Origin of the sequence: Streptomyces sp. NPDC006544, from assembly GCF_040611715.1 — a bacterium.
GTDB lineage: Bacteria > Actinomycetota > Actinomycetes > Streptomycetales > Streptomycetaceae > Streptomyces.
Window position 1 is genome coordinate 35154 of record NZ_JBEXOV010000013.1, and the last position, 23699, is coordinate 58852.

Annotated in this window: 17 protein-coding genes, 2 tRNA genes and 1 pseudogene; 11 read left to right on the top strand and 9 right to left on the bottom strand. The window is 74.1% G+C overall.

Going from position 1 to position 23699, the window contains the following annotated elements; genetic code table 11:
* Positions 1–178 precede the first annotated feature (178 nt).
* Positions 179–1519 carry a tetratricopeptide repeat protein gene (locus tag ABZY44_RS09070; protein WP_356651508.1) on the top strand — a complete coding sequence of 447 codons (1341 nt, stop codon included), beginning with the start codon at positions 179–181 and terminating at the stop codon, positions 1517–1519.
* Positions 1520–1545: 26 nt separating this feature from the next.
* On the opposite strand, the gene ABZY44_RS09075 is transcribed toward ABZY44_RS09070, so the two are convergent.
* The gene (locus ABZY44_RS09075; protein WP_356651510.1) at positions 1546–2142 is read right to left on the bottom strand and encodes a histidine phosphatase family protein; all 597 of its coding nucleotides are present in this window, start codon (positions 2140–2142) and stop codon (positions 1546–1548) included.
* Between the two features lie 141 nt (positions 2143–2283).
* Between ABZY44_RS09075 and ABZY44_RS09080 the strand changes: the two genes are divergently transcribed.
* The 4 genes from ABZY44_RS09080 (at position 2284) to ABZY44_RS09095 (ending at position 7427) form a co-directional block, all read left to right on the top strand.
* The gene (locus ABZY44_RS09080; protein WP_356651512.1) at positions 2284–3312 is read left to right on the top strand and encodes a phosphatase PAP2 family protein; all 1029 of its coding nucleotides are present in this window, start codon (positions 2284–2286) and stop codon (positions 3310–3312) included.
* Between the two features lie 106 nt (positions 3313–3418).
* Positions 3419–4516 carry a hypothetical protein gene (locus ABZY44_RS09085; protein WP_356651513.1) on the top strand — a complete coding sequence of 366 codons (1098 nt, stop codon included), beginning with the start codon at positions 3419–3421 and terminating at the stop codon, positions 4514–4516.
* Positions 4504–6102, top strand: coding sequence for a hypothetical protein (locus ABZY44_RS09090; RefSeq protein ID WP_356651515.1), 1599 nt, complete (start codon positions 4504–4506; stop codon positions 6100–6102). Before ABZY44_RS09085 ends, ABZY44_RS09090 begins: the two co-directional genes overlap by 13 nt.
* Entirely contained in the window at positions 6099–7427 is a 1329-nt protein-coding gene (locus ABZY44_RS09095) for an AAA domain-containing protein (protein ID WP_356651517.1), read from the top strand. The genes ABZY44_RS09090 and ABZY44_RS09095 overlap by 4 nt, the downstream gene beginning before the upstream one ends.
* Before the next feature lie 11 nt (positions 7428–7438).
* Here ABZY44_RS09095 and ABZY44_RS09100 read toward each other — a convergent pair whose 3' ends face one another.
* Positions 7439–8194, bottom strand: a complete 756-nt coding sequence (locus tag ABZY44_RS09100) for an alpha/beta hydrolase (RefSeq protein ID WP_356651519.1) — start codon at positions 8192–8194, stop codon at positions 7439–7441.
* 102 nt (positions 8195–8296) lie between these two features.
* On the opposite strand from ABZY44_RS09100, the gene ABZY44_RS09105 reads away from it, so the two are divergent.
* The 4 genes and pseudogenes from ABZY44_RS09105 to ABZY44_RS09120 all read left to right on the top strand — a co-directional run bounded on the left by ABZY44_RS09105 (position 8297) and on the right by ABZY44_RS09120 (position 10537).
* Positions 8297–8842 carry a PadR family transcriptional regulator gene (locus ABZY44_RS09105; protein WP_356651521.1) on the top strand — a complete coding sequence of 182 codons (546 nt, stop codon included), beginning with the start codon at positions 8297–8299 and terminating at the stop codon, positions 8840–8842.
* Between the two features lie 238 nt (positions 8843–9080).
* The gene (locus ABZY44_RS09110; protein WP_356651523.1) at positions 9081–9428 is read left to right on the top strand and encodes a hypothetical protein; all 348 of its coding nucleotides are present in this window, start codon (positions 9081–9083) and stop codon (positions 9426–9428) included.
* Between the two features lie 387 nt (positions 9429–9815).
* Positions 9816–10473, top strand: a pseudogene (locus tag ABZY44_RS09115) (hypothetical protein).
* Positions 10464–10537: transfer RNA gene (locus ABZY44_RS09120), tRNA-Lys, on the top strand. The pseudogene ABZY44_RS09115 and the gene ABZY44_RS09120 overlap by 10 nt, the downstream one beginning before the upstream one ends.
* A gap of 70 nt (positions 10538–10607) precedes the next feature.
* On the opposite strand, the gene ABZY44_RS09125 is transcribed toward ABZY44_RS09120, so the two are convergent.
* The gene (locus ABZY44_RS09125) at positions 10608–11843 is read right to left on the bottom strand and encodes a M6 family metalloprotease domain-containing protein (protein ID WP_356651525.1); all 1236 of its coding nucleotides are present in this window, start codon (positions 11841–11843) and stop codon (positions 10608–10610) included.
* Positions 11844–12243: 400 nt separating this feature from the next.
* Here ABZY44_RS09125 and ABZY44_RS09130 point away from each other — a divergent pair, with 400 nt between their 5' ends.
* Positions 12244–14154, top strand: a complete 1911-nt coding sequence (locus tag ABZY44_RS09130) for an EAL domain-containing protein (RefSeq protein WP_356651527.1) — start codon at positions 12244–12246, stop codon at positions 14152–14154.
* Between the two features lie 125 nt (positions 14155–14279).
* Here the strand turns inward: ABZY44_RS09130 and ABZY44_RS09135 are convergent, their stop codons facing one another.
* Together ABZY44_RS09135 and ABZY44_RS09140 are read right to left on the bottom strand one after the other, a co-directional pair.
* The gene (locus ABZY44_RS09135; protein ID WP_356651529.1) at positions 14280–15974 is read right to left on the bottom strand and encodes a glycosyl hydrolase family 18 protein; all 1695 of its coding nucleotides are present in this window, start codon (positions 15972–15974) and stop codon (positions 14280–14282) included.
* Between the two features lie 259 nt (positions 15975–16233).
* Complete coding sequence (locus tag ABZY44_RS09140; protein WP_356651531.1) at positions 16234–17385, bottom strand: LLM class flavin-dependent oxidoreductase; 1152 nt, start codon at positions 17383–17385, stop codon at positions 16234–16236.
* Positions 17386–17613: 228 nt separating this feature from the next.
* Here ABZY44_RS09140 and ABZY44_RS09145 point away from each other — a divergent pair, with 228 nt between their 5' ends.
* Positions 17614–18372, top strand: coding sequence for an IclR family transcriptional regulator C-terminal domain-containing protein (locus tag ABZY44_RS09145; protein WP_356651533.1), 759 nt, complete (start codon positions 17614–17616; stop codon positions 18370–18372).
* Positions 18373–18487: 115 nt separating this feature from the next.
* Here the strand turns inward: ABZY44_RS09145 and ABZY44_RS09150 are convergent.
* The 4 genes from ABZY44_RS09150 to ABZY44_RS09165 form a co-directional block, all read right to left on the bottom strand.
* Positions 18488–18561: transfer RNA gene (locus ABZY44_RS09150), tRNA-Lys, on the bottom strand.
* Positions 18562–18612: 51 nt separating this feature from the next.
* Positions 18613–20295, bottom strand: coding sequence for an AMP-binding protein (locus ABZY44_RS09155; protein ID WP_356651535.1), 1683 nt, complete (start codon positions 20293–20295; stop codon positions 18613–18615).
* A gap of 26 nt (positions 20296–20321) precedes the next feature.
* On the bottom strand, positions 20322–20933 hold the full coding sequence (locus tag ABZY44_RS09160) for a lytic polysaccharide monooxygenase (RefSeq protein WP_356651537.1): 612 nt from the start codon (positions 20931–20933) through the stop codon (positions 20322–20324).
* 241 nt (positions 20934–21174) lie between these two features.
* On the bottom strand, positions 21175–23694 hold the full coding sequence (locus tag ABZY44_RS09165) for an SPFH domain-containing protein (protein WP_356651539.1): 2520 nt from the start codon (positions 23692–23694) through the stop codon (positions 21175–21177).
* Positions 23695–23699: the final 5 nt, after the last annotated feature.

A 23699-nucleotide genomic window follows, 5' to 3' on the forward strand; every position in this document is an offset into this window, starting at 1 on the left:
GGGTGCGGCGGCAAGACGCTGCAAAGGATGGCAGTTCATGGCGGATCCCGGGTGAGATATCCGTTTTGTAGCCAAACACCGCGTCAACCACCGGTCACTGGCGGTACGTTCATGGCCGCCGGACACCCCGTCACACAGCAACCGGCAGCGCGTCCCTTGCCCCAGAGAGGCCACGTCCATGGCGGCGTCCCCCCACTCACCCAATTCCCCTTTCCGGCGGCTGCGCGGGCAGCACTCCCCGGCCGAGTTCGCCGCGCTGGTGCGCAGGGCGGCGAAGGAGATCGGCGAAACGGTTTCCTGCGACGCCCGTTACATCGGCCGGGTCGAGTCCGGTGAGATCCGCTGCCCCAACTACGCCTACGAGCGGGTCTTCCTCCACATGTTCCCGGGCCACACCCTGGGCGACCTCGGGTTCTCCCCCCGCGAGTCCGTGCGCGGCAGGCTGGCCCAGCGCGAACAGGCCTCGCCCTTCTCCCCCTTCACCCAGCGTCCCCGCCCGGGTTCCCCCTCGCGTTCCAAGGAGAGCGACGTGCTGCGTCGCGCGTTCATGGCGGGCGGCTCCGCGACCGTGGCGGCCGCGACCCTCAGCCTCACCCTGCTCGGCGACGCCCGCCGCCTGCCCGCCCGCGCCGGCGAGTCCGAGGCGGCCGCGGTCGAGGACGCCGTACGCCAGATCCGGCTGCTGGACGACCGGCACGGCGCGGACGACCTCTACCGGCGGGCCACGGAACCCCTGCGCACCGCCTACGCGTTGCTCGACGCGGGGGCCACCCGGCAGTCGACCGAGGACCGGCTGCACGCCGGCGCGGGCGAGCTCGCCGTCTCGGTGGGCTGGCTCGCGCACGACTCGGGCCGCTTCGACGACGCCCGCTCCCACTACGCCGAGGCCCTCGCCACGGCCCGGGTCTGCGGCGACCCCGGCCTGGAGGCGCACGCCTTCAGCAACATGGCCTTCCTGGCGCGGGACTGCGGCCGGCCGCGCGAGTCGGTACGAGCGGCCCAGGCGGGCCGCCGCGCCGCCCGCGCCCTCGGTTCCCCCCGGCTGCTCTCGCTGCTCGCCCTGCGGGAGGCCGGCGGCTGGGCGGGGCTGGCGGACCGCAAGGCGTGCGAGGAGGCGCTGGCCCGGGCGCACACGGAGTTCTCCCGCGGCGGGGCCGGGGCCGACCCCGAGTGGATGTCCTTCTTCGGCGAGGCCGAGCTGGAGTCGCTGGAGTCCCGCTGCTGGGCGGCGCTCGGCGAACACGCCCGCGCGGCGCGGCACGCGCGACGGGCGGCGGACCTCCAGGATCCGCACTTCGCCCGCAACGTCGCCCTGTACACCGCCGAGCTTGCCGACAACCTGGCGCACGCGGGCGCCCCCGACGAGGCCTCCTGGGCGGGCGGGCGGGTGCTGGACCTGCTGACCGAGGTCCAGTCGACCCGTATCCGGTCCATGCTCGCGGCGACGGCCGGCGCCCTGGTCCCCCACCAGCGCTCCCCGCGCGTGGGCGCGTTCCTGACCCGCCACGCCTCGGCCTGAGCCCCGGCGGCGCCGGGGCGGGGGCGTCACCCGTCCAAGTGGCCCGTGTCGTTCCACCGTTCCAGCGCGGGGGCCCCGTACGCCCAGCCCAGGACCGACAGGGACGTCGGCTCCAGGCGGATGCGGGCGCCGAAGGAGGCGTCGAAGCCGAGCCAGCGCGCCGCCAGGGTGCGCAGGACGTGGCCGTGTGCGAAGACGAGGACGTCCCGCTCGGCCGAACGGGCCCAGGTGACGACCTCGTCCGCGCGGGCCGAGATCTCCGCGACGGACTCGCCGCCCGGGACCCCGTCGCGCCAGATCAGCCAGCCGGGCCGGACCGCCTGGATCTCGGCCGGGGTCATGCCCTCGTAGTCGCCGTAGTCCCACTCCATCAGCGCGTCCCACGGCTCCGCCTGGACGCCGAAGCCGGCCAGGTCGCAGCTCTCGCTCGCGCGCACGAGCGGGCTCGTGCGCACCTCCAGGCCGCGCAGGCTCGCCCACGGCTCGCGCGCGAGGCGCTCGCCGAGCAGCTTCGCGCCGCGCCTGCCCTCCTCCAGCAGGGGCACGTCGGTGCGTCCGGTGTGCTTGCCGAGCTGGGACCACGCCGTCTGGCCGTGACGGGCCAGGAGGATGCGGGGGGCCATATGAGTTCTCCCGGTGGAGGGGCGGAGGGGCACGGAACGACGGAACCATTCGCACGCCTTTGCGGGGATTGCGTCGTCCATCCATCATCCATCACATGAATGGCGTGCAACCTCCGTCACTTCACACACGTCTTACGGCGTATGACTAATCGGCGGCAACCCCCACGATGGTGGGCCGAACTGCTGCTCCTGGGCCTCGTCTACGCGGCGTACTCGGGCGGCAGACTCCTCGTCCGGGGCGACCTGCGGCTCGCCGTGGACCACGGGCTCGCGATCCTGCGCCTTGAGGAGCTGCTGCGGATCGACTTCGAGCGGCCGCTCAACCGGCTCTTCACCGACCAGGGCCTGCTCGGCATACCCGCCGACTTCGTCTACGCCTCGCTGCACTACCTCGTCACCCCGGCCGTGCTGATCTGGCTCTACCACCGCCGCCCCGTGCAGTATCGATTCGCCAGGACCTGGCTGATGTTCTCCACCCTCCTCGGGCTCATCGGTTTCGCCCTGGTTCCGACCTGCCCGCCCCGGCTCCTCGACGCCTCGTACGGCTTCGTCGACACGATGGCCCGCTACAGCGGATACGGCTGGTGGGGCGGCGAGGCCAGCGCCCCGCGCGGGCTCGGCTCCTTCACCAACCAGTTCGCCGCCATGCCGAGCCTGCACGTGGGCTGGGCCCTGTGGTGCGGCATCTCCCTGTGGCGCCACGGGCGCCGGCCGGTGGTGCGGGCGCTCGGCGCCGCGTACCCCGCCGTCACCGCCCTCGTGGTCATGGGCACGGCCAACCACTACTTCCTCGACGCCGTCGCCGGGGCCGCCGTCATGGGCGTCGGCTGGCTCGCGGCCCGCGCCGTCGTGCCCGCCGTGAACGGCCGGTCCGCCGCGTCCGCCGCACCCGCCTCACCCACCGCGTTTGCCTCGCCCGCCTCACCCACCGCACCCGGCGCGTCCGGCCCGGATACGGCCCGAGCAGCCGGTTTCCACGGTAAGTCCACGATTGTCAGTGGCGGATGGGACACTTCCGCGGGTGAGCTCCTACCCGTCCAGCGGTCAGCCGCCGCAGAGCCCGCCGCCCCGGGCTCAGGCTTCGCAGCCCCCGCGGCCCCGGACCCCGCGGCCCCCGGCCCCGCAGCCGAGGGCCCCCCAGCCGGCGGCACTGCGGCAGCGGCTCGCTGACCTGCGCGGCCCCGCTGTACCGCCCCGTCCCCTCGACGCCCGTGCGCTGGCGGCCCTCGCCGCCAACCCCGGCTGCGGCAGACGCGCGCTGCTCGACGGCGCCGGCGTGGACAAGACCGTCCTGGCGGCGGCCCTCGGCTCGCCCGCCGCCTTCGGCCAGTCGCAGTTCGCCATCGTGCGCGGGAACTCCTTCGAGGCCAAGGTCAAGGGCGACGGCGGCGCCGAGCTCCTGCGGCTCGTGTACGAACACCTCGGTGCGGGACCGGCTTCCGGCACCGCGGCCGGCGCCCGGGTGGAGCCGCCCGGCGCGGACGCCCTCCGGCCCGACCTCACCGCAGCCGGGCCGGAGGGCCGCGCCGCCCGCACCGCGCTCGCGCTGCGGGAGGCGACCGCCGCCGGGGCCTGGACCCTGCTCGACCACCCCATGCTCGCCCTGGAGGTGGCCGGGTCCCCGGCCTACCTGGAGCCGGACGCCGTGGTCGTGCATCCCGACGGCCGCTGGACCGTCGTGGAGATCAAGTCGTTCCCGGTGATCGACGGGACCGCCGACGCGGCGAAGGTGGGCGCCGCCGCCCGCCAGGCCGCCGTCTACGTGCTGGCCCTGGAGCGGACCGCCGAGAAGCTGACCGGCGCCGAGGTCGGGCAGACCGTGCTGCTGGTCTGCCCCAAGGACTTCTCCAACCTGCCGACCGCCTCCCCCGTCGACGTCCGCCGGGAGCGCTCCGTGACCCTGCGCCAGCTGGAGCGCCTCACCCGGGTCGAGGAACTGGCCGGGGCCCTGCCCGAGGGGCTCAGCTTCGATCCGGCGCGCTCCGCCGAGGAGCTGACCGAGGCCGTCGCGGCCGTCTCCGCCGCCTATGCCCCCGAGTGCCTGGCCGCCTGTGAGCTGGCCTTCCACTGCCGGGAACGGGCGCGCGGGGCCGGCGAGGTGACCGCGCTGGGCCGCTCCGTACGGGGTGAGCTGGGCGCCCTGAGCACCGTCGAGGCCGCCCTCGCGGCGGCCCTGGCGGGCCCGGGGGACGAGCCGGCCGCCGGCCGCGGAGCCGGACCGGGCGACGGCCCCGATGCCGACCCCTGCGCCGAGACCGAGAGCCACGCCGACCCGACGGGGGCCGCGCTGCGGTACGCCGCCCGGCTGCGCGCCGAGGCCCTGGAGCATGCCCCCGCCCGGATCCGCCAGGAGGCCCGCGCATGTCCCTGCTGACCACCCTGGCCCGGCTCGAGGCCGTCCGGGCCGGCCGGGCCCAGGCCCTGGCGACCGTACGGCACCGGCACCTGGGCGAACGCCCGCTGGTCCTCGTACCGCTGACGACGGCGGGCGAGGCCGGGGCTCCGCTCGGGGCGATGTTCGGCACCGATCCGGACGAGCCGCGGATCCTCGCCATACCGCAGCCGCGCGACCGCGACCTGCGCTGGGAGTTCCTGGCGGAGCTGGCGGGCTACGTGGTCCCGTACATCGACGGGTACGCCGACGAGGTCGAGCTCGTGGAGCGCAACGAGACCGATCCCGAGACGGGGCTCAAGGCCACCGCCGAGCTGTGCCTCGACGCGCCGCAGCTGATCGTGCCCAGCCGCGCGGGCATCGAGTTCGTACGGCTGCTGGGCCGGTCCATGCGGTTCCGGCGGACCGCCGAGGAGGATCCCGAGAACCCCTATCCGGCGCCCGCGCGGGTGCCGTTGCTGGGGCGCTGGTTCACGCACCTCGCGGAGCGCTCCCGGGTGCCGGGCTCCTCGATGCTGCTGTCGGCGACGGACCTGCTGTCGCGGCACTGGGCGACGGGCCAGAGCAGTCTCGAGGACCAGCACCTGGGTGCGCTGCTGGCGTGGATCGACCCGCCGCAGGGCGTGTCCGGCGCCGAGTGGGCGCTGCGCGCGGAGCTCGGCCGGGGCGGGGACGGGCAGCTGCTGGTCCCGCCGGCCGGTCCGGCCACCGATCCGGCCTTCGACAACAAGCTGCTGGCTCCGGCGATCGCGAAGTACGACGCGGCGCGGGCGGCCGGACCGGCGGCCGGCGAGGCGCGGCGGTCCGCGGAGCGGGCGGTGCGCCGGCTCGTCGAGGACCAGATGCGCAGCACCTGGGACGCGACCTGGCAGGCCGTCCGGCTGATGCGCGAACTGCCGCCCGGGGAACGGACCGTGGACCGCTGGACCGGCGACCGCTGGTCGTACACCGCGCACCGGGACCGGGTCCGCTCGGGCGAGGCCCCGCAGCCGCGCCGCGACGACGCGGTGACGGCGGCGGCGAAGCTGGCCGCGCGGGAGCGCGAACAGGTCAAGCTCGACGCCCACGAGGCCCTGGACGACCCGCTGGTGATGGCGGGCCGGCGGCACGCCGGCGAGGCCTTCGCCGGCGAGGTCGTCGAAGTGGTCATGGAGTGGACGGACGCGAAGCGGCCGAGCCCGCGCCCGCTGGTGACGGTGGCCACGGAGGACCGGCCCCAGCTGACCGCCGGCGGTGAGGGCGGCGGCCAGGGCGCCAAGGTGTACCGCTCGCTGGACGGCCGCCCCCAGAGCGCCCGGTTCGTCCGCTGGGAGGAGGACGGCCGGCTCGTGCTGCGGCTCCTCGACAAGATGGGCCGCGGCAGGGAACCGGAGGCCGGCTCGGTGCCCGAGAAGGGCGACCGGATCTGCTGGACGCTCTTCGAGCACGACGCGCGCGGCGGCCCGAAGCTGCCGGACCCCGAGCAGACCCCGTGGACCCACGGCGGACCGCCCGCGCACCTGGCCGCCGGCGCCGCCGCGCCGCCGCTGCCGCTTCCCGACCCCGTGACCGACGAGGACCTGCTGTGAGCTTCGATCCGGGCACCGAGGCCGACCGGGCCACCGGGGCCATCCTGCGCGACACCCTGCACGGCACGGCCCGGGGCGTGGTCGTCGACTCCCCGCCCGGGGCCGGCAAGTCCACGCTGGTGGTCCGGGCGGCGCGGGAGCTGGCCGCGGCCGGGCGCCGGCTCATGGTGGTCGCGCAGACCAACGCGCAGGTCGACGACCTGGTGCTGCGGCTCCACGGCAAGGACCCGGAGCTTCGGGTCGGCCGGCTGCACAGCAGCGACGCCGACGCCTACGATCCGGCCCTGCGCGAACTGGACTCGGTGGTCCTCTCCTCGAAGGCGGCCGACCTCGCCGAGCTGCCGGTCACCCTCTCGACGGCGGCCAAGTGGGCCTGGGTCAAGAACGTGGAGCCCTGGGAGCACGCCATCGTGGACGAGGCCTACCAGATGCGCTCGGACGCCCTGCTGGCCGTGGCCGGGCTGTTCGACCGGGCCCTGTTCGTGGGCGACCCGGGGCAGCTGGACCCCTTCAGCGTGGTCGGCGCCGAGCAGTGGGCGGGCCTGTCCTACGACCCCTCCGCCTCGGCGGTCAGCACCCTGCTCGCCCACAACCCGACGCTGCCGCAGCACCGGCTGCCGGTGTCGTGGCGGCTGCCGGCTTCGGCCGCGCCGCTGGTCTCCCGCGCGTTCTACCCGTACACGCAGTTCCGCAGCGGTACGGGCCACGGCGAACGCCGGCTGTCCTACGGGGTGGCGGGCGACGGCTCGGGCCCCGACCGGGTCCTGGACGAGGCCGCCGAGTCGGGCTGGGGCCTTCTGGAGCTCCCGGCCCGGCACACGCCCCGCACCGATCCGGAGGCGGTGCGGGCGGTGGCCCTGGTGGTCCGCCGGGCGCTGGACCGGGGCGCGGTGACGGTGGACGAGCAGCCCGGCGGCCCGTCCCCGCTGACGGCCGACCGGATCGCCGTGGGCACGGCCCACCGCGACCAGGCGGCGGCGGTCCGCGCGGCGCTGGCAGCCCTGGGCGTCTCCGGAGTCACGGTGGACACCGCGAACCGGCTGCAGGGGCGCGAGTACGACCTCACGGTCGTCCTCCACCCCCTGTCGGGCCGCCCGGACGCGACCGCGTTCCATCTGGAGACGGGCCGGCTGTGCGTGTTGGCCTCGCGGCACCGGCACGCCTGCGTGGTGGTGGCCCGCGCGGGGATCGCGGACCTGCTGGACGAGCACCCGTCGACGGAGCCGGTGCAGCTGGGCGTGACGGTGAAGTTCCCGGACGGCTGGGAGGCCAACCATTCGGTGCTGGCGCACCTGGCGGAACACCGGGTGAGCTGGAGGCCCTGACCGGGCCGGGCTCACCCGCCCGCGATCGCGGCGGCGTAGGCCCGGGGATTGTCGAACATGAGGCAGTGCGCCGCGTCGGGCACCGTCACCACGCGGACCCCGGCGTCGGTGAGTCGCGCACGGTCCCAGATGTCCGGGCTCGACGCCCCGATGAGGAAGTCCCGGGGGATGTCGAGGGATTCCAGCATGGCCCGCAGGGTGGGCTGCGTGGCGCGGTCCAGCCCCACCGCGCTGCGGTGCAGTGCGACGGGGTCGGCGAGCCGCATCGTGGCGCTCCACAGCCAGCCCACGCGTTCGAGGGTGGCCTCGAACCCCCCGCCGCGCACGAACTCCTCCTCGGAGTAGGCGGTGATGCCGCTGCCGCCGGGAAGCAGACCCAGATGCGGGTCGAGCCTGGCCTCGGCGAGCACGAGGCGGGAGACGAGCGCGGGGTGGCGGTGGGCGAGGACGATGGCGACCGCGCCGCCCATGCTGTGGCCGACCACTTCGGCGCCGGTCACCCCGGCTGCGGCGAAGACGGCGGCGAGCGCCTCGGCGTGGTCCTCCGGGGAGTACCCGAAGCCGGCGGGGCGGTCGCTGATCCCGAAGCCGGGCAGGTCGACGAAGAGCGTCCGGCGCCCCGCCAGGGCCGGGTCCAGCGAGAGGTGCGCGGTGTAGGGCCCGGACGCGGCGCCCAGTCCGTGTACGTGGACCCGTGCGGGGCCTGCGCCGTCGGCCTCCGTCCAGCGTATGGACGCGCCTTCGGTGCCGAATCCGGTCTGTCGCATCGCTGCCGCCTTCCAGGGGTGGGGGATTCCGTTCCGGACTATACATCGGCGCCGATGTATGTCGACTGCGTTGTACTACGGGGGTGAAGCATAATGACGGGCATGCTCGAACTGGCCATCCTCGGCTTCCTGTACGAAACCCCCTTGCACGGCTACGAACTCCGCCGTCGCATCGCCGCCCTGACCGGCCACGTCAAGCCGATCGCGGAGGGCACCCTCTACCCGGCGATCAAGCGCCTGGAGAAGTCGGGATGGCTGCGACGGGAGACCCGGCCCGGCACGGGAGCCGCGCCCCGGCACGTGCTGGACCTGACCGAACAGGGCAGGGCGGAGGTGCGCCGGCGGCTGGCGGAGCCGGCGGAGCTGGAGGTCAGCGACGAGAACCGGTGGTTCACGGTCCTGGCGTTCCTCCGGTACCTGGACGACGACGGCCCGGCTCAGGCAGCGGTGTTGCGCCGGCGCCTGGCGTTCCTGGAACAGCCGTCGAGCTTCTTCTATGCGGGCGACCGGCCGCTGCGCGCGGAGGAAGTGCACGACCCGTTCCGGCAGGGGGTGCTGGCGATCGCACGGGCGACCAGCCGGGCCGAACTCGACTGGCTGCGCGCGACGCTGACGGAGCTGGACGCGGCGGCGGCCGCACGCCCGTGACCCGCGCGGCGCCGGCGGTGTGGACACCGGGAACATGGCCGCCCCGCACGCCCGTCGGCCCGCTGCGGCCGATCACCTGCTCGACGCTCTCGTCGCAGAGCCGGTCCCGTTCCCCGTCCGCCCCATCGGCCGTACGCGTGTTCCCATCGACGTGCGGGCACTCTCCGGCCATCTTGCGCGACGTTGGACAATGGACGGTGGCCCGGAAGCTTTTCGTACGCGCAGCAGGAGGACACGCATGGCAGAGCCCGAGCGGACGCAGCGCAGGTTGCGGCCCGCGCAGCTGCTCTTCGAGCCGTCGGAGACCGTCACCGACCCGGAGCACTTCTTCGACCTCGAATCGATCGACGACCCGCGGGAGCTGCTGATCCGGGCGACGGAGCTGACGCTGGCGTTCCGGGCGGCACAGGAGCGCGCGGTGGAGTTCCAGGCGGTGGCCGCGGCGCAGCTGGCGGACCCCAGGCGCTTCGACCGGCTGCCCGCGGCGGCGATCGCGGAGCAGGCGGAGTGGACCGAGGACTATGCGCTCAAGATGATCGAGTTCGGCGAGTCCCTCCTCCGCGGCGCCGGCCCCGAGAGCGCCTAGGCCGTTCGCCCGGGTCGGCCCCGGCGGCGTACGCAGCCGCCGCGAGGCCGTACGGGGCCGGGCTCCGTTCGCCCACTCGGCGGCCGCGGCGGCCCCGTGGGCGGTCGACGCCCCTTCGGGAGCCGTCCCGAAGGGGAGCGGGCCCACGCCCGCGAAGGGGCCGGCCGTCCCGCGCCGGCGCACACCCTCCGGCGGAACGCCCCACCATCCGGCCACGACTCCCCCGCTCCGTCAGCCGCGATCCGGGGAGCCGCGCGCGCGACGTGCTGGCGACCGCCGGCGACCACTGGCATATGCGGCGCGCAACATACCCCAGTCGGACCCCGCCCGTCCCCGCTTTCCGTAACTCCCGGGGACCGAACCACTACGCGCGGTAGACCTTGGCATATGACGACCCTGACGAGCTGTCCCGCCCTCGACGCGCGCGCCCCTCGGACCCCGCGGACCCCGCGGACCCCCGCCACGCACGTCACGCCGACCGGCGCCGCCTGGCTCGCCTCCGCGTCCGCACACCCGCACCGCACGCTCTGCGCCTGGCAGGCCCGGCCCACCGCGCCCGCCGCGCTGCCCTGCGGGACCGCCTTCGACGTCGTCAACGTCCCGCTCGTCCTCGGCCGCCGCATGCTCGACATGCTCTGGGCCGAGGGCCCCGGCTCCGGGCCGGCCGCCGTGCACCGCGGGCGGATGCTGCTCTTCGCCGCCCCCGGCACCGCCCACCGGCTCCCGGCGCTCCTCGCCTGGGAGGAATGGGGCGCCCACGGCACCCACGGCGCTCCCGGCACTCCCGGCACCCCCCACTCCCCCGGCGCCCCCACCGCCCCGGCCCCGCTCTGCCACGGCCGCGGGGACGCCATCACCGTGCCCCCGCTGGCCGCCGGGCACGGGCCGTCCCGGTGGCTGGTGGCGCCCGACACCCGCCAGCCCTGGCTGCCCGGACCCGAGGCCCTGCTGTGGGCATTCGTCCGGGCCGCCCGAGCTGCGGATATCGATTTTTCCGATCGCCGGTCGGGGTGCTAATGTCTTGCTCGTCACCAAGCGCCGCTAGCTCAGTTGGTTAGAGCAGCTGACTCTTAATCAGCGGGTCCGGGGTTCGAGTCCCTGGCGGCGCACAGACGGAGAAGGACCCCCACGCGAGTGGGGGTCCTTTTCGTGTCCCGTGTCCCGCCGCTACCGCTCCCGCTACCGCGTGATCTTCACCGTGTAGGCGCCCGACTGCGTCCGGTCCGCCACTTCGATGGTGACCCGCTCGCCCGGCACCGTGAACGTCTCCCCCACCTCCAGCGGCGCGTCCGCGAGCGGCGGGTACACCGACCGGTCCCAGCACGCCTCGGTGTCCGGATGTGCGTCCACGACCTCGATCGGCCCGCCCCCCGACGCCGCCTCGTTGCGGACGCGGTAGACGAGGACGCCCTCCGTGCACGTCTCCCCGTCGTTGCCGGCGGAGCCACGCGCCTCGACGGCGATCGCGCTGCCGGAGCCCGTTCGGACCACGGCCAGCCGGGTGCCGCCCGTGCCGCCCCGGAGGGGGGCGGCGGAGAGGGGCTGGAGGGTGTGCAGGGAGGAGCCCGACCGCACGCAGTCGACCTGGGAGGCGTCCAGCCAGCCCAGCTTCCACTTCTGCCAGGCGAAGAGGTCCGGGGCCATGCCGAACTGGCTGCCCATGACGTCCCAGTCACCGACGTACGTGTCCCAGTCGCCCTTCCCGTCCGTCGGCCGGTGGTACAGGTCGGGCAGGTCGAAGACGTGCCCGGTCTCGTGGGCCAGTACGTTGCGGTCCGGCGGGTGCTTCTCGAAGACCGTGACGATGCGGCGCAGCTGCGTGCCGTCGGCGCTGATCGGGCGGTCGAAGTTGACGACCTTGGTGGCGTCCGAGTCGACGCCCGGGGCGTCCGGGTCGGCGACGAAGTAGACGACGTCGTACTGGCTGAAGTCCACCTGCGGGTCGGCGGCCGCCACGGCGTCGCGCAGGTAGGCGGCGCGGCCCGCCGGGGCCCAGTCCCGCTGTATCCCGTAGGCCGCGGACGGCTTCGGCATCCTGGTCCACTGCTTCTGCGGGTGGGGGACCAGCCGGAACCGGCCGTAGGAGGCCCGCTCGAAGAAGTCGCTGGTCGCCGGGAAGTAGTCGCCGGTGAGCTGCTCGGTCGTCAGGGTGGGGCGGTGGTCGGGGAAGGACAGGAAGACCATGACCGCGTTGAGGGTGCGCTCGGGCCGGGGGTAGGCGCCGTTCCAGGTGTCCAGACCCAGGGAATGGTGCGCCGCGGTACGGGTCAGCGCGCAGGGTCCGGCCCCGGGGGCGGCGACCGCGGGCCCCGCGACGAGCGACATGGCGGCGAGCGCCGCCAGGGAGGTGACCGCCGCCGCCGTGGTCCGCAAGTGGGAGCGGTCCACTCCCCCGGGTGTCTGCTGTCGCGGCACATCGACCTCCGGTGGTGGATTGATCCCTCTTCATCCACCTTGAGGCGATTGTCTTACTAATGCCCTGTTCCGCTGCCCCACACGAGTGAGCACCAGGGCAAGCCGGTGACGCGCGGGGTTCACGTGTCTGTCTACGGAACGTCACGGCCGGTCAGGTCAGGACAACGACGGCCGCCACGCGGACACAGTCGCGCAGAAACGATCACACGGCTCCGGGCCGACGATTCGTCACCCCGCTGAACTCACGCGCCCCGTACGGCGACGCCGCTGGATAGGGCCGTACGGCAGCCTCTATGATCGGCAGACTTTCCTGCACGGACACCGACACGCACTGCGGGAGCCAACGGTGAGCGGAACCTCAGAAGGACCCGGTTCGGCGGCCGACAGCATCCGACCGGCCATGACGCAGCGTCACACCGCAGTGGCGGCGACGGCCACCCCGGACCGCGTGCGGTCCTCGTCCCGCGACGGCGGCCGGTCCCAGCACGGGGCCGACGACGGGGCTGAGCACCGGGCCGGGCACCAGACCGGGCAGGGGACCGGGCAGGAGGCAGCGCACCCGCACGAGCAGCAGGCCGAGCACCCGGCCGGACGCCGGGCGGACTACCGGGCCGCCTTCGACGCGGCCCACCTCGCGATGGCCGTCGTCGACCGCACCGGTCACGTCGTCCGCGCGAACCAGGCGCTCGCCGGCCTCCTCGGCGCCCAGCCCCACGCCCTCGCGGGGCGGTCCGCCGCCGACCTGGTGGACCTGGCCTCCGAGGCCCGCACCTGGCAGGCGTACCAGGAGGTGCTGCGCGGCCGCCAGGCCCGGCTGCGCTGCACCCGCCGGATCAAGCACCCCGACGGGCACTCGCTCTGGACCGAGATCACCCTCGGGCCCGTCCCGGGGTCCGGCGAAGTGCTGCTGTCCGTCGCCGACATCAGCGACCGGCGCGACCTCCAGGCCCGGCTGCGCCACCTCCAGATGCACGACCCGGTCACCCGGCTGCCCAACCGGGCGCTGTTCTTCGAGCGGCTCTCCGCCGCCCTGGAGGCGTCCTCGTACGAGCACGGCGGCACCGGCCGGATCGGGCTGTGCTACCTGGACCTCGACGGGTTCAAAGCCGTCAACGACACCCTCGGCCACCGGGTCGGCGACCGGCTGCTGACCGCCGTCGCCGCCCGGCTGACGCAGTGCGCCGACCAGTCCGGCTACGGGCGCACCGGCGGCCACCTCGTGGCGCGGCTCGGCGGCGACGAGTTCGCCCTGCTCGTCGAGGACTCCACCGGCACCGAGCAGCTCGCGGACCTGGCCCGGAGCGTGCTGGCCGCGGTACAGGAGCCGTTCGACCTGGCCGGGCAGCGGCTGTCGGTCTCCGCGTCGATCGGGGTGGTGGAGCGGGCGGCCGCCGGAACCTCGGCGACGGCGCTGATGCAGGCCGCGGACACCACGCTGTACTGGGCCAAGGCCGACGGCAAGGCCCGCTGGACGCTCTTCGACCCGGAGCGCAACGCGCACAGGATGACGCGGCAGGCACTCTCCTCCACCCTGCGGCCGGCCGTGGAGCGCGGCGAGTTCACGCTGGAGTACCAGCCGCTGGTGGACCTGGAGAGCGGCCTGGTGCGCGGGGTCGAGGCCCTGGTGCGCTGGAGCCATCCGCAGTTCGGCACGCTCACGCCGAATCGGTTCATCGGCATCGCGGAGGAGGACGGCTCCATCGTCCAGCTGGGGCGGTGGGTGCTGCGGACGGCGTGCCGCCAGGCGCGCCGCTGGCAGATCGAGCAGCCCAGCGACTCCCCCGTCTTCGTGTCCGTCAACGTGGCGGTGCGCCAGGTCTGGGACTCCGACCTGGTGGGTGACGTCGCCGAGATCCTCTCCGAGACGGGTCTGGCCCCGCAGCTGCTCCAGCTGGAGCTGACGGAATCGGCGGTGATGGGCTCGGCCGGGCGGCCGCTCCAGGCCCTGCAGGCGCTGAGCGACATGGGGGTGCGGATCGCCATCGACGACTTCGGCACCGGGTATTCCAACCTCGCCTACCTCAGCCGGCTGCCGGTCTCGGTGCTGAAGCTGGACGGTTCCTTCGTCCGGGGCTTCCGCTACGAGGAGGGCGCCCATCCGAACCCGGCCGACGAGACCATCGTCGAGGCCCTGGTGCAGCTCGCGCACCGGCTGGGCCTGACGGTGACGGCGGAGTGCGTGGAGACGGCCGGACAGGCGGCCCGGCTGCGCCGCGTCGGCTGCGACACCGGCCAGGGCTGGCTGTACTCGCGCGCGGTGGCCCCGGAACTGATCGCCGAGATGATCACCGCCCGTCCGCCGTCCGCCTGAGCGGCCCCGCATCCCCTATCGCGCATCCCGCACCACTCGCATCCCGCACCACCCGCGCACGACCGCCCCCGCACCCCTGGGCAGGGGGCGGGGGCGGTCGGCGCTCGGCGCGGGGTGGGGGGAGATCAGCAGGCGCCGAGGTCCTTCCAGACACCCCATTCACCGGTGGTGCCGGGCACCTCGTTCTGGGTCCACCACTGGGCCTTGTACTTGTGGCCGTTGTACGAGACCTCGCTGCCGCCGGTGTAGACGGTGCCCGGCACGTAGGCCGCGGCGGTGCAGCCCGTGGTGGGCGGCGTCGTCGGCGGGGTGGTCGGAGGCGTCGTGGGCGGGGTGGTGGGAGGCGTGGTCGGCGGGGTGGTCGGCGGCTGGGTGGTGCCGCCCAGGGAGTCCGAGATCTGGTTCAGCAGCGTGGCGTTGGCGTCCAGGCCGAGGAGGGAGTACATCATCGCGCCGGCCAGGCCGCGCTGCTTGCCGTAGTCGACCCGGGCCTGGATGGACTTCTGGTTCAGGCCGGTGAAGAACTCGCCGTCCTTGAAGAAGTAGGAGGCCTTGGCCTGGTCGTCCCAGAAGGTGGTCGCCGGGTTGTCGACGATCCCGCCGAGCTCCTTGTAGAGCGCGATGCCGGCCTGCTGGCTGGTCGGACGGGCCGCGGAGGCCTGGGTGGCGGGCTGGGCGAGGCCGTTGGTGGTGCCGGCCGGAACGCCCTTCCAGCCGCGGTAGTAGAACTCGTAGCCCAGGGTCAGCTTGTTGGCCGGGAAGCCGCCGGCGATGCCGTAGGCCGCGTTGCCGTCGATCCAGGAGTCGATGGCGTTCTTGATGCCGTACTTCTGGGTGCCCGGGGCGATCACGTCGGTCGGGTCGGCGGCCGAGTTCAGCAGCGGGGACTGGTGGTACGTCGGGCCGTCCGCGTCCCAGGCGCCGTGCATGTCGTACGTCATGATGTTCGCGTAGTCGAGGTACGCGCCGATCTTGTCCGTCTCGATGTACTTGATCTTGTCCTGGCCGGCCGGCAGGGCCGAGGTCAGCAGGTAGTGCTTGCCGCCGTTGGCCGCGCCGTAGGCGTCGAGCTGGGTGCGGAACTCCTTCAGCAGGAGCGTGAAGTTCTGCTTGTCCTCGGGGGCGTAGTGGTTGCCGAGGTGGCCGCCCGCCGAGCCCGGGTACTCCCAGTCGATGTCGATGCCGTCGAAGATGCCCGCCGCGCTGCCCGCGCCGCCGTAGCCGCCCTCGACGGGCAGGTTGCCCTTGATGTACTGGTCGATGCAGGAGGAGACGAGCTTCTTGCGGGAGGCGTCGGTCTTGGCCGCGTCGCTGAAGTACTTCGAGTAGGACCAGCCGCCGACCGAGATGTTGATCTTCAGGTTCGGGTACTTGGCCTTGAGCTGCTTGAACTGGTTGAAGACGCCGACGATCGGCTGGTCCCACTTGTCCGCGACGCCGCTGACGCTGTCGGCCGCGCTGAAGGACTTCTGGTAGTCGGCGTACGAGTCGCCCGCACCGTCACCGGCACTGGCGTTGTTGTCGTCGCCCGCCGCCTTGTTCGCCTCGAAACAGGTGAGGTCGGTGGGATGGATGTTGCCGAACGAATAGTTGATGACGTCCAGTTTGCTCGCTATGCCACGGGTATCGAGGTGCTTGGGATAAAAGGCGTTCCCGTACACGCTCCACTGGTCGTAGTAGGCGATCTTGACGTTGCCGGCCGTGGCGGTCGTCGAGGACTCGGCGGCCGAGGCGGTGGCGAGCCCCGCGAAGGTGGCCAGCGCTCCGGCTGCCAGCGCTGCCGTGGCGGCGGCCGCGATGAGGGGTTTACGGATGTGCATGAACTGCCTCCGGGGGGTGGGAGGGGACTGGCCGTCTTCGGACATCGGGTGGGAGAAGTGATAGCGATCACCGCCCAGCCGCGTCAATGGTTTGGACCAAAGAAGGACTAGACCACTCGAGGAACAAATCCCCTTGTCAGAGGCGTGGGTGCATACCAAAAACTGCCCGCCACCCCGGTGACGAGCAGTTTAAGGACCCCTTATGCCACCTCCGCGCAAGGTTTCGGCAACAAACCAGCCAAACCCCGTTCGCCGGCGGTCAGGAGCGCGCCGGGGCGTCCGTGGGCATCGCGTACGCATCTGCGACGAGCTCGTACGAGCGCAACCGGGCTGCTCCGCCGTGGGCGTTGGAGGTCAGCATCAGCTCGTCGGCGCCGGTCGCCCCGACCAGCCGGTCGAGCCCGTCGCGGACCTCGTCGGGGGTGCCGTGGACGACATCGGCGAGCCGCCCGTCCACGAAATCGCGCTCGATGGGCGAGTACGGGTACGCCGCCGCCTCCTCGGGCGTCGGGACCAGCCCGAGGTTCCCGGTGCGCAGCCGCAGCGCCCACAGGGCGCCGGCCAGGGCCTGGGCGCGGGCCTCCTCGGCGGTGTCCGCGGCGAGCGCCCCGGTCGCGATCATGGCGTACGGGGCGTCCAGCACGGCCGAGGGGCGGAAGGACCGGCGGTAGAGCTCCAGGGCGGGGAGGGTGCCGGCCGGGGAGAAGTGGTGGGCGTAGGCGAAGGGCAGGCCGAGCCGGCCGGACAGGCTCGCGCTGAAACCGGAGGAGCCGAGCAGCCAGATGGGCGGCCGCCCCGTGCCACCGCCCTGGACCCGGCCGGGCACGGCGTGCACGCGGGCGTACGGGTGCCCGTCGGGGAAGTCGTCGTCGAGGAAGCGGATCAGCTCCGCGAGCTGGCGGGGGAACTCGTCCGCGGACTCGTCGAGGCGCCCGCCGCGCAGCGCGGCGGCGGTGTGCCCGTCGGTGCCGGGCGCGCGGCCGAGACCGAGGTCGATCCGGCCCGGGGCCAGGGCCTCCAGCGTGCCGAACTGCTCGGCGACCGCGAGGGGGGCGTGATTGGGCAGCATGACCCCGCCCGAGCCCAGCCGGATGCGGGTGGTGTGGGCGGCGAGGTGGGCCAGGATCACGGCCGGGGAGGAACTGGCCACGCCGGGGTGGGAGTGGTGCTCGGCGACCCAGTGCCGCTGGTAGCCGCGGGACTCGGCCAGCCGGGCCACGGCGACGCTGGTGCGCAGGGCGTCGTGGGCGGTGCCGCCGGCGCCGACGACGGCGAGGTCCAGCACCGAGAGCGGCACCGGGGCGTCGCCGAGGGCGGTCCCCCGTATCTCGCCGGTCCCGGCGGTGCTGCCGCTGTCACCGGCGCTGCCGGCGCCGCTGGCCGTCCCGGCACCTTCGGCAGTGTCACTCATCGCGCTCCCCGCTCCGCTCGGTCGTGCTTACGGACATGCCAACCCGCCGGTGGCCTCCGGGCATTCCCGGCACACCGGGCCAAGCGCATGACCTTGGCATATGCCATCGGAGTAGATCCAGGCAGAGGGGCGTGATTGAGCCATCAAGTTCTTCAACAGGCGCTCCACGCGGCCCCCTTGATGGCTATCGTGGTGGGGCAAGCGGTAACAACCTGCTAGGGGGAAACCGTGGCGCTGAAGCCCGAGCCGACCGCGCCGTTCCACTCGGTGCAGTACGCACTGCGCGTACTCGAAGCGGTCGCCCGCCATACCGGCGGCGTGACCGATATACAGATCGCGCGGGAGACCGGCCTTCCGGCGGTCCATCTCGCGCCGATGCTCCTCATGCTGCGCCGCGAGGGGTACGTGCTGCAGGTGTCCGACGGCGCCTATGCGATAGGCGACTCGCTCGTCCTCCTCGGCTCCGGCGTCGACCGCCAGCTGGCCCTGCAGAACAAGCTGCAGGACACCTTGGACCGGCTGCGGGACTCGGTGGGCGCCGCGGTCTACATCAGCCGGTACGTGGACGGCGAGGTCCGGATCACCCAGTTCGCGGACAGCCCGCGCACGCCCAAGGTGCACGAGTGGGTCGATTTCCGCTCGGCGGCGCACGCCAGCGCCGTGGGCAAGTGCCTGCTGACCCAGCTCGACCAGAACGGCCGACGCGACCACCTGTCCCGGCACAAGATCGCCCGGCTCACGTCGAAGACGATCGTGAACGAACGGATCCTGTTCTCGAAGCTGGACAGCCAGCCGGCCACGGTGCCGATGCTCGACCTGCAGGAGTACGCGGTCGGCACGGTCTGTGCGGCCGTCCCGATCACCGCCGGCTCCTCGGTGGGCTGCCTGGCCCTCTCGCTGCCGGTCGAGCACGCCCACCGGCTACGGGCCGCGGCCGAGGTACTGAACCGGAAGGCGGCGCCGCTCCTGCTGTCCCTCACCCTCTGACCGGCGGCGAAGGTCCCGGACGAGGAGCTCCCGAGAGCTCCGGCCGGGGCGCCCGGCCGGTCCGGAAAACACTTCGGGCGGTTCCCGGTGAACCGGAAACCGCCCGAAGGACAGGTGCGCCGCCAGGGACTCGAACCCCGGACCCGCTGATTAAGAGTCAGCTGCTCTAACCAACTGAGCTAGCGGCGCCTGCTGACAGAGAAAATACTACCTGCTCCTCCGGGGTGCTCAAAACCGCGTTCAGCGCCCCAGCAGATCGGCCCGCCCCTGGGCCCCGTACGAGGCCAGGAGCGCCTCCACGTCCGCCGGATCCAGCCGCCGGTACGAGGCCTCGCCCGGCCGGCGCCACCAGACCGGGTCCGGGGTCAGGAAGGCCGCGCGGCGCAGGGAGACCCGGTGGACCTTGTTCGTCGCCGTGGTCGGCAGGGCCGCGACGATCCGGACGTAGCGCGGGGCCATCTTGGTGCCGAGGTCCGGCTGGGCGGCGAGGAAGGCCTCGAAGGCCTCCGGGGAGAACGCGGATCCCGCCCCCTCCCGCAGGGCGACGGCCGCCATGACCTGGTCGCCCGCCACCTCGTCCGGTACGGCGTACACGGCGACCGCGGCGGCCGGCGCCCACCGGGCCAGGATGTTCTCGATCACCGCGGCCGCCAGGTTCTCGCTGTCGACGCGCAGCCGGTCGTCGGTGCGGCCCGCGAAGTAGAGGAAGCCCTCGGCGTCGCGGAAGAAGAGGTCGCCGGTCCAGTACCAGCCCTCGCGGGTGCGCGCCGCCTGCGCGTCGGGGTTGCGCCAGTACCCCTCGAAGAGGCTTCGGCCCTTGTTGACCAGCTCGCCGATGGCCTCGCCGCCGTTGAGGAGGCGGCCCCGCGGGTCCAGGACGGCCGGCGGGCACTCCCGGCCCGTCTCCGGGTCGACGACGGCCAGGTCGTCGCCCGCGCCCGCGCGGCCCAGGGCCCCCGGCGGGGTGTCGGGGGTCCGCTGGACGGAGGCCCCGCCCTCGGTGGCCCCGTAGCCCTCGACGAGGCGGACCCCGAAGCGTTCGTGGAAGCGCGCCGCGTCGACCGCCCCGGCCTCGGTGCCGAAACCCAGGCGCAGGGCGTGCGCTCGGTCGTCCGGGCCGGGCGGGGTGGCGAGGAGGTACTGCACCGCCCGGCCGACGTAGGTGAAGTACGTCGCCCCGTAGGCGCGTACGTCGTCCAGGAACGCGGAGGCGGAGAAGCGGCGGCGCAGGGCCACCGCGGCTCCGCCCGCGAGGGCCGGCAGCCAGTCGGCGATGACGGCGTTGCCGTGGAAGAGCGGCATGCAGATGTAGTGGACGTCGTCCGGGGTGACGGAGAAGTGCCGGGCGAGCGAGTGTCCCGCGCCGGCGAGGCGGCCCTGGGTGCAGATCGCGGCCTTGGGAGCGCCCGTGGAACCGGAGGTGAAGTAGAGCAGCAGCCGGGAGGAGGGCCCGGGCCCGGAGCCGAGGGTCGCGTCGCCGGGCTTCGCGCCGGCGTACGGGGCGAGCAGGGCTCCGTACGCGTCGGTGTCCGTGACCAGGAGGCGGACACCGGGCAGGTCGAGGCCGCGCAGCAGCGGGAGGTGCACCCGCTCGGTCACCAGGATCCGGCAGTCGGTGTGCAGGATGTCGCGGGCGAGCTCCGGGCCGCGCCGGGTGGGGTTGATCCCGGCCACGGCGGCCCCGGCGAGGGCCGCCGCGCCGAGCCAGAACGGGAACTCCGGGGTGTTGTCGAGCAGCACCCCGATGTGCGGCTCCGCCCCCGGCGGCAGGAGGTCGACGAGGAGCGCGGCGCGTGCCGCGGCCTCCAGGGCGGTCCGGTGGTGGCTGAGGACGCCGTCGGCGTACTTCAGTCCGGGCCGGTGATCGCCCCATTGGCGCGCGATGAGCTCCGCGACGGTTTCGGGTGTCGTCGTCGTCCGCATGCCGCCGGAGAATAGCTGACGTACCGTCAGAATTGAACGTCGGAGCAGGAGTAGAAGGCGTTCGCGGTGTCGTTGACCGTCCAGACGGCGAGGATCAGGTGCCGGCCGCTCTTGCCGCTCGGCATGGCGCCCTGGTGGACGGTGGTCATCGCCGGGCGGGCGCCGTTGTAGGCGACCGTGAGGAAGGGCTGCGGGTCGAGGTCGGCGCGGGTCAGGGGCTTGGCTGGGTTCCAGCCGTTCCTGGTGACGTAGTACCGGAAGTCCGTGGTCGAGTGGTTCGCAGTGAACTGCCAGCGGAAGCTGTAGCTCTGGCCGCTGGTCACCGGGGTGGCGGGCCAGGTTCCGCCGCGCGGGTCGTCGAGCTGGGCGAACTCGGCGTGGTTGGCCGAACATATGTGGCCGTCGGCGGGACCGGCCGCCGGGAACCCCTTGAGGCCCTCGACGCTCTGGGGCTCCCACTGGATGGACCCGCAGTCGGCGACGGTCTTGTTGGCGCAGAGCTTCTGGCGGCTGATGGGGGTGTCGGTGTAGCCGTGACTGCTCGCGGTGGGGGCCGTGACGAGCGCGAGGGCCGTGGCGACGCCGAGGCCCACCGCGGCGGCGGCTTTCCGGGATCCGGGCATGCGGAAGGAACGCATGATGCTCCTTGAAGTGGGGGGAGGTGCGGCGAGAGCGCGCGTACGCGTGGGGACGAGCCGCACCGGTGGTGGCGGTACGGCTCGGTCGCGACACTCATGACGGGTTAGGTCTAGACCAAGTGCCACAGTATTGACGGGAGTTGGCCATGTCCATACCAACGGAAGAACGGGTGGTCCGGTCCCACCGGATCCACCCGTTCTCGTGCGCGCCCGTACCTCGGAGAGGCCGTGCGCGGGGGCCCTACTCCGGCCGGCCCGTGTAGAAGGCGACGGTCAGGTCCTTCACCAGCGCCTTGCGCTCGTAGTCGTCGAGCTCCACGAGCCCGCGCGAGGTCAGCCGGTGGACGGTGTCGTCGACGGCGTCCACCACCGAGGTCAGGACCGTGTCCCGGTGCTTGGCGTCGATCGCCGCGACCCTGCGCCGCCGCATCGCCTCGGCGACCTCGGGGGCGTACTCGATCCGGGTCGGCTGCGCCGAGAACACCTCCACCCCGACGGCCTCGGTCTCCGCCGCCAGCATCCGGGTCAGGGCGTCACCGACGGCCTCCGCGTCGCGCAGGGTCGGGGCGTCGTCGTGGAAGGCGTCGGCGGGCAGCTGGGACAGGACGCGGGCCATGGCCGATTCGACCTGTTCGGCGAGGTAGTCCACGTGGTCGGCGACGGCCAGGGTCGCCCGGGCGGTGTCCTTCACCTGCCAGACGACCTGGACGACCACCTGGAGGGCGAGCCCGCCGGAGTCGACGGCGGGCATGGGGTCGCTGCGCCAGTGCCGGAGCCGGACGTCGACCCGGCGGCGCAGCAGGAGCGGGCTGATCCAGGTCAGCCCGGAGCGCCGGACGGTGCCGCGGTAGCGGCCGAAGAGGGTCAGCACCCAGGCGTGCCCGGCGCGGCCGCGGCCCAGACCGCCGAGGGCGAGGAGCGCGACGATGCCGAGGAAGGCGAGCGGGGGCCAGAACCGGGCCTGGAGGCCGCGGTAGGGCCGGGTTTCCACGCCGAAGGCGAGGGCGAGGGAGTCGGGGACGGCCCCGGCCCGCCAGAGCACGGCCGTGCAGCCGGCGAGCGCGAGCCCGCCGACGGCCACGCCGATCCAGCCGGGCAGCACCGGCCCGCGGTGCTCGCGCAGCCGGTCGTCACCCCGGGGCACACGGCGGCCGGGGGCGGGACGGGCGGCGGGCGCGGTCCGGCGGGGGGCGGCGGGCCGGGTCCGGGGCCGGGCCTGCGACTGGCCCTGACCCGGGCCCGGGCCGAGGCCGAGGCCCGCCAACTGGTCATGCGGCTCGGCTTGCTCCTGCGGCTGCGGGTGCGGGTGCGGGTGGTGGGGTTGGTGCTGATGGTGCGGCTGGGCGGCGCCCAGGAACGGCAGGTGCACCGGCACCTCGCTCACCGCGACCCCGCGCACCGGACCGACACGGGGCAGGTCCTGCGTATCGTCCTCCTCCATCCGCGCCACGGCCCGCGCGACCGCCTCCACGACTCCGGGACCGGGCACGAGGCCCCCACCGGCCGGGGCCCCCTCGGCGGGAGCGGGAGCGGGAGCGGGAACCGGAACGTCCACGGACGCCGGCTGCGGCTGCGGCTCCGGTTCCGGTTCCGGTTCCGGTTCCGGTTCCGGCCAGAACAGGTCCTGCGGCTCGGCCGGGGCAGCCGGCGCGGGCTCGGGCGCGAGGGGCTCCCCGGCGCCGCCGAGTGCGGCGGGGGCCGCAACCCGTGGCCAAGGTTCCCGGACACGGGCCGGCGCGGCGGCGGCCGACGCGATCGCCGACGACTCGCGAACACCGGCGCGCTCGGCAGCGGCCGGCGCGATCGCATCCGGCGCGGGCACCGACGGTTCCCGCACGTCGGCCGGTCCGTCCTCGGGAAGCCCCTGCCGGAAGGCCCCACCGCGAGCCGGGGTACGGGCCGCCCCGGCCGACGGGCCGTCCGGCAGGCCGCGTTCACCCGGAGAGCCGTACCCGGCGACGGGGTCCGGACCGTACTCGCCCCACCCGGCCGGTCCGGCTGCCGGGGCAGGCGGCCGGGGCCCCTCCCCGGCGAGGAGTGTCATGCCCGCCGCGGGCTGCTCCCGAGCCGGCGCGGACACCGGCCAGGGGTCGTCCTGCGGGTGCGGGCGGGCGGTCTCGGCTTCGAGGTCCCGCGGGCGCGGGGCGGCCGGCGCGCCGTGGGGCCCCTCCGCCTGGGGGTGCGGGATGTCCACCCCCGCCTCGGCCCGGGCCCGCGCCGCCGGTACGTCGCCGCACGCCGCCTCCTGCGCCCGGGCGGGCCGCCCCGGCGGGGTGCCACCGCCGGCCGAGGTCCCGGCCATCGCGGGCACGGCTTCCCGTACGCCGTCGAGACCGTCCGCCACCGGGGCCGCCTCGCGGACCGCCCGGCCGGCCGGGACGGACCCGTGGTCCGGGGCCGTCGCCGCCGCCTCCGGACCCGCCCGGCCGGACACGGCGGCCCACGGTCCCGGCGCCTGCGTCCGTACCTGCGCGTCGGGCCACGCCGCTCCGGGTGCGGCGGCGACGAGTTCCGGGGACTGCGCCGGCACGTCGGGCACCGCCCGGCCCGCGCCGTGGATCTCGGCCCGCGGAGCCGTGGCGGGAGCCGGGCCCGTGCCGGCCTGGCCCTGAGCCGGGCCCGTGGCCTCGCCCAGGAGCGGGTTCATGACCGGGTCCATGACCGGGTTCATGACCGGCTCCGGGATCGGGATCGGAGCCGGAGCCGTGGGCGCCGTCGGGTGGAAGGTGCCCGTGGTCGATGTCGTGCGCGTGGGGTACATCGTTG

What these genes read in the sequence shown, in the direction of transcription:
- ABZY44_RS09070 (WP_356651508.1), top strand. Translation starts at nt 179, where the DNA reads ATGGCGGCGTCCCCCCACTCACCCAATTCCCCTTTCCGGCGGCTGCGC.
- ABZY44_RS09135 (WP_356651529.1), bottom strand. Translation starts at nt 15,974, where the DNA reads ATGCACATCCGTAAACCCCTCATCGCGGCCGCCGCCACGGCAGCGCTG.
- ABZY44_RS09080 (WP_356651512.1), top strand. Translation starts at nt 2,284, where the DNA reads ATGACTAATCGGCGGCAACCCCCACGATGGTGGGCCGAACTGCTGCTC.
- ABZY44_RS09165 (WP_356651539.1), bottom strand. Translation starts at nt 23,694, where the DNA reads ATGTACCCCACGCGCACGACATCGACCACGGGCACCTTCCACCCGACG.
- ABZY44_RS09130 (WP_356651527.1), top strand. Translation starts at nt 12,244, where the DNA reads ATGACGCAGCGTCACACCGCAGTGGCGGCGACGGCCACCCCGGACCGC.
- ABZY44_RS09105 (WP_356651521.1), top strand. Translation starts at nt 8,297, where the DNA reads ATGCTCGAACTGGCCATCCTCGGCTTCCTGTACGAAACCCCCTTGCAC.
- ABZY44_RS09100 (WP_356651519.1), bottom strand. Translation starts at nt 8,194, where the DNA reads ATGCGACAGACCGGATTCGGCACCGAAGGCGCGTCCATACGCTGGACG.
- ABZY44_RS09140 (WP_356651531.1), bottom strand. Translation starts at nt 17,385, where the DNA reads ATGAGTGACACTGCCGAAGGTGCCGGGACGGCCAGCGGCGCCGGCAGC.
- ABZY44_RS09155 (WP_356651535.1), bottom strand. Translation starts at nt 20,295, where the DNA reads ATGCGGACGACGACGACACCCGAAACCGTCGCGGAGCTCATCGCGCGC.
- ABZY44_RS09110 (WP_356651523.1), top strand. Translation starts at nt 9,081, where the DNA reads ATGGCAGAGCCCGAGCGGACGCAGCGCAGGTTGCGGCCCGCGCAGCTG.
- ABZY44_RS09160 (WP_356651537.1), bottom strand. Translation starts at nt 20,933, where the DNA reads ATGCGTTCCTTCCGCATGCCCGGATCCCGGAAAGCCGCCGCCGCGGTG.
- ABZY44_RS09075 (WP_356651510.1), bottom strand. Translation starts at nt 2,142, where the DNA reads ATGGCCCCCCGCATCCTCCTGGCCCGTCACGGCCAGACGGCGTGGTCC.
- ABZY44_RS09090 (WP_356651515.1), top strand. Translation starts at nt 4,504, where the DNA reads ATGTCCCTGCTGACCACCCTGGCCCGGCTCGAGGCCGTCCGGGCCGGC.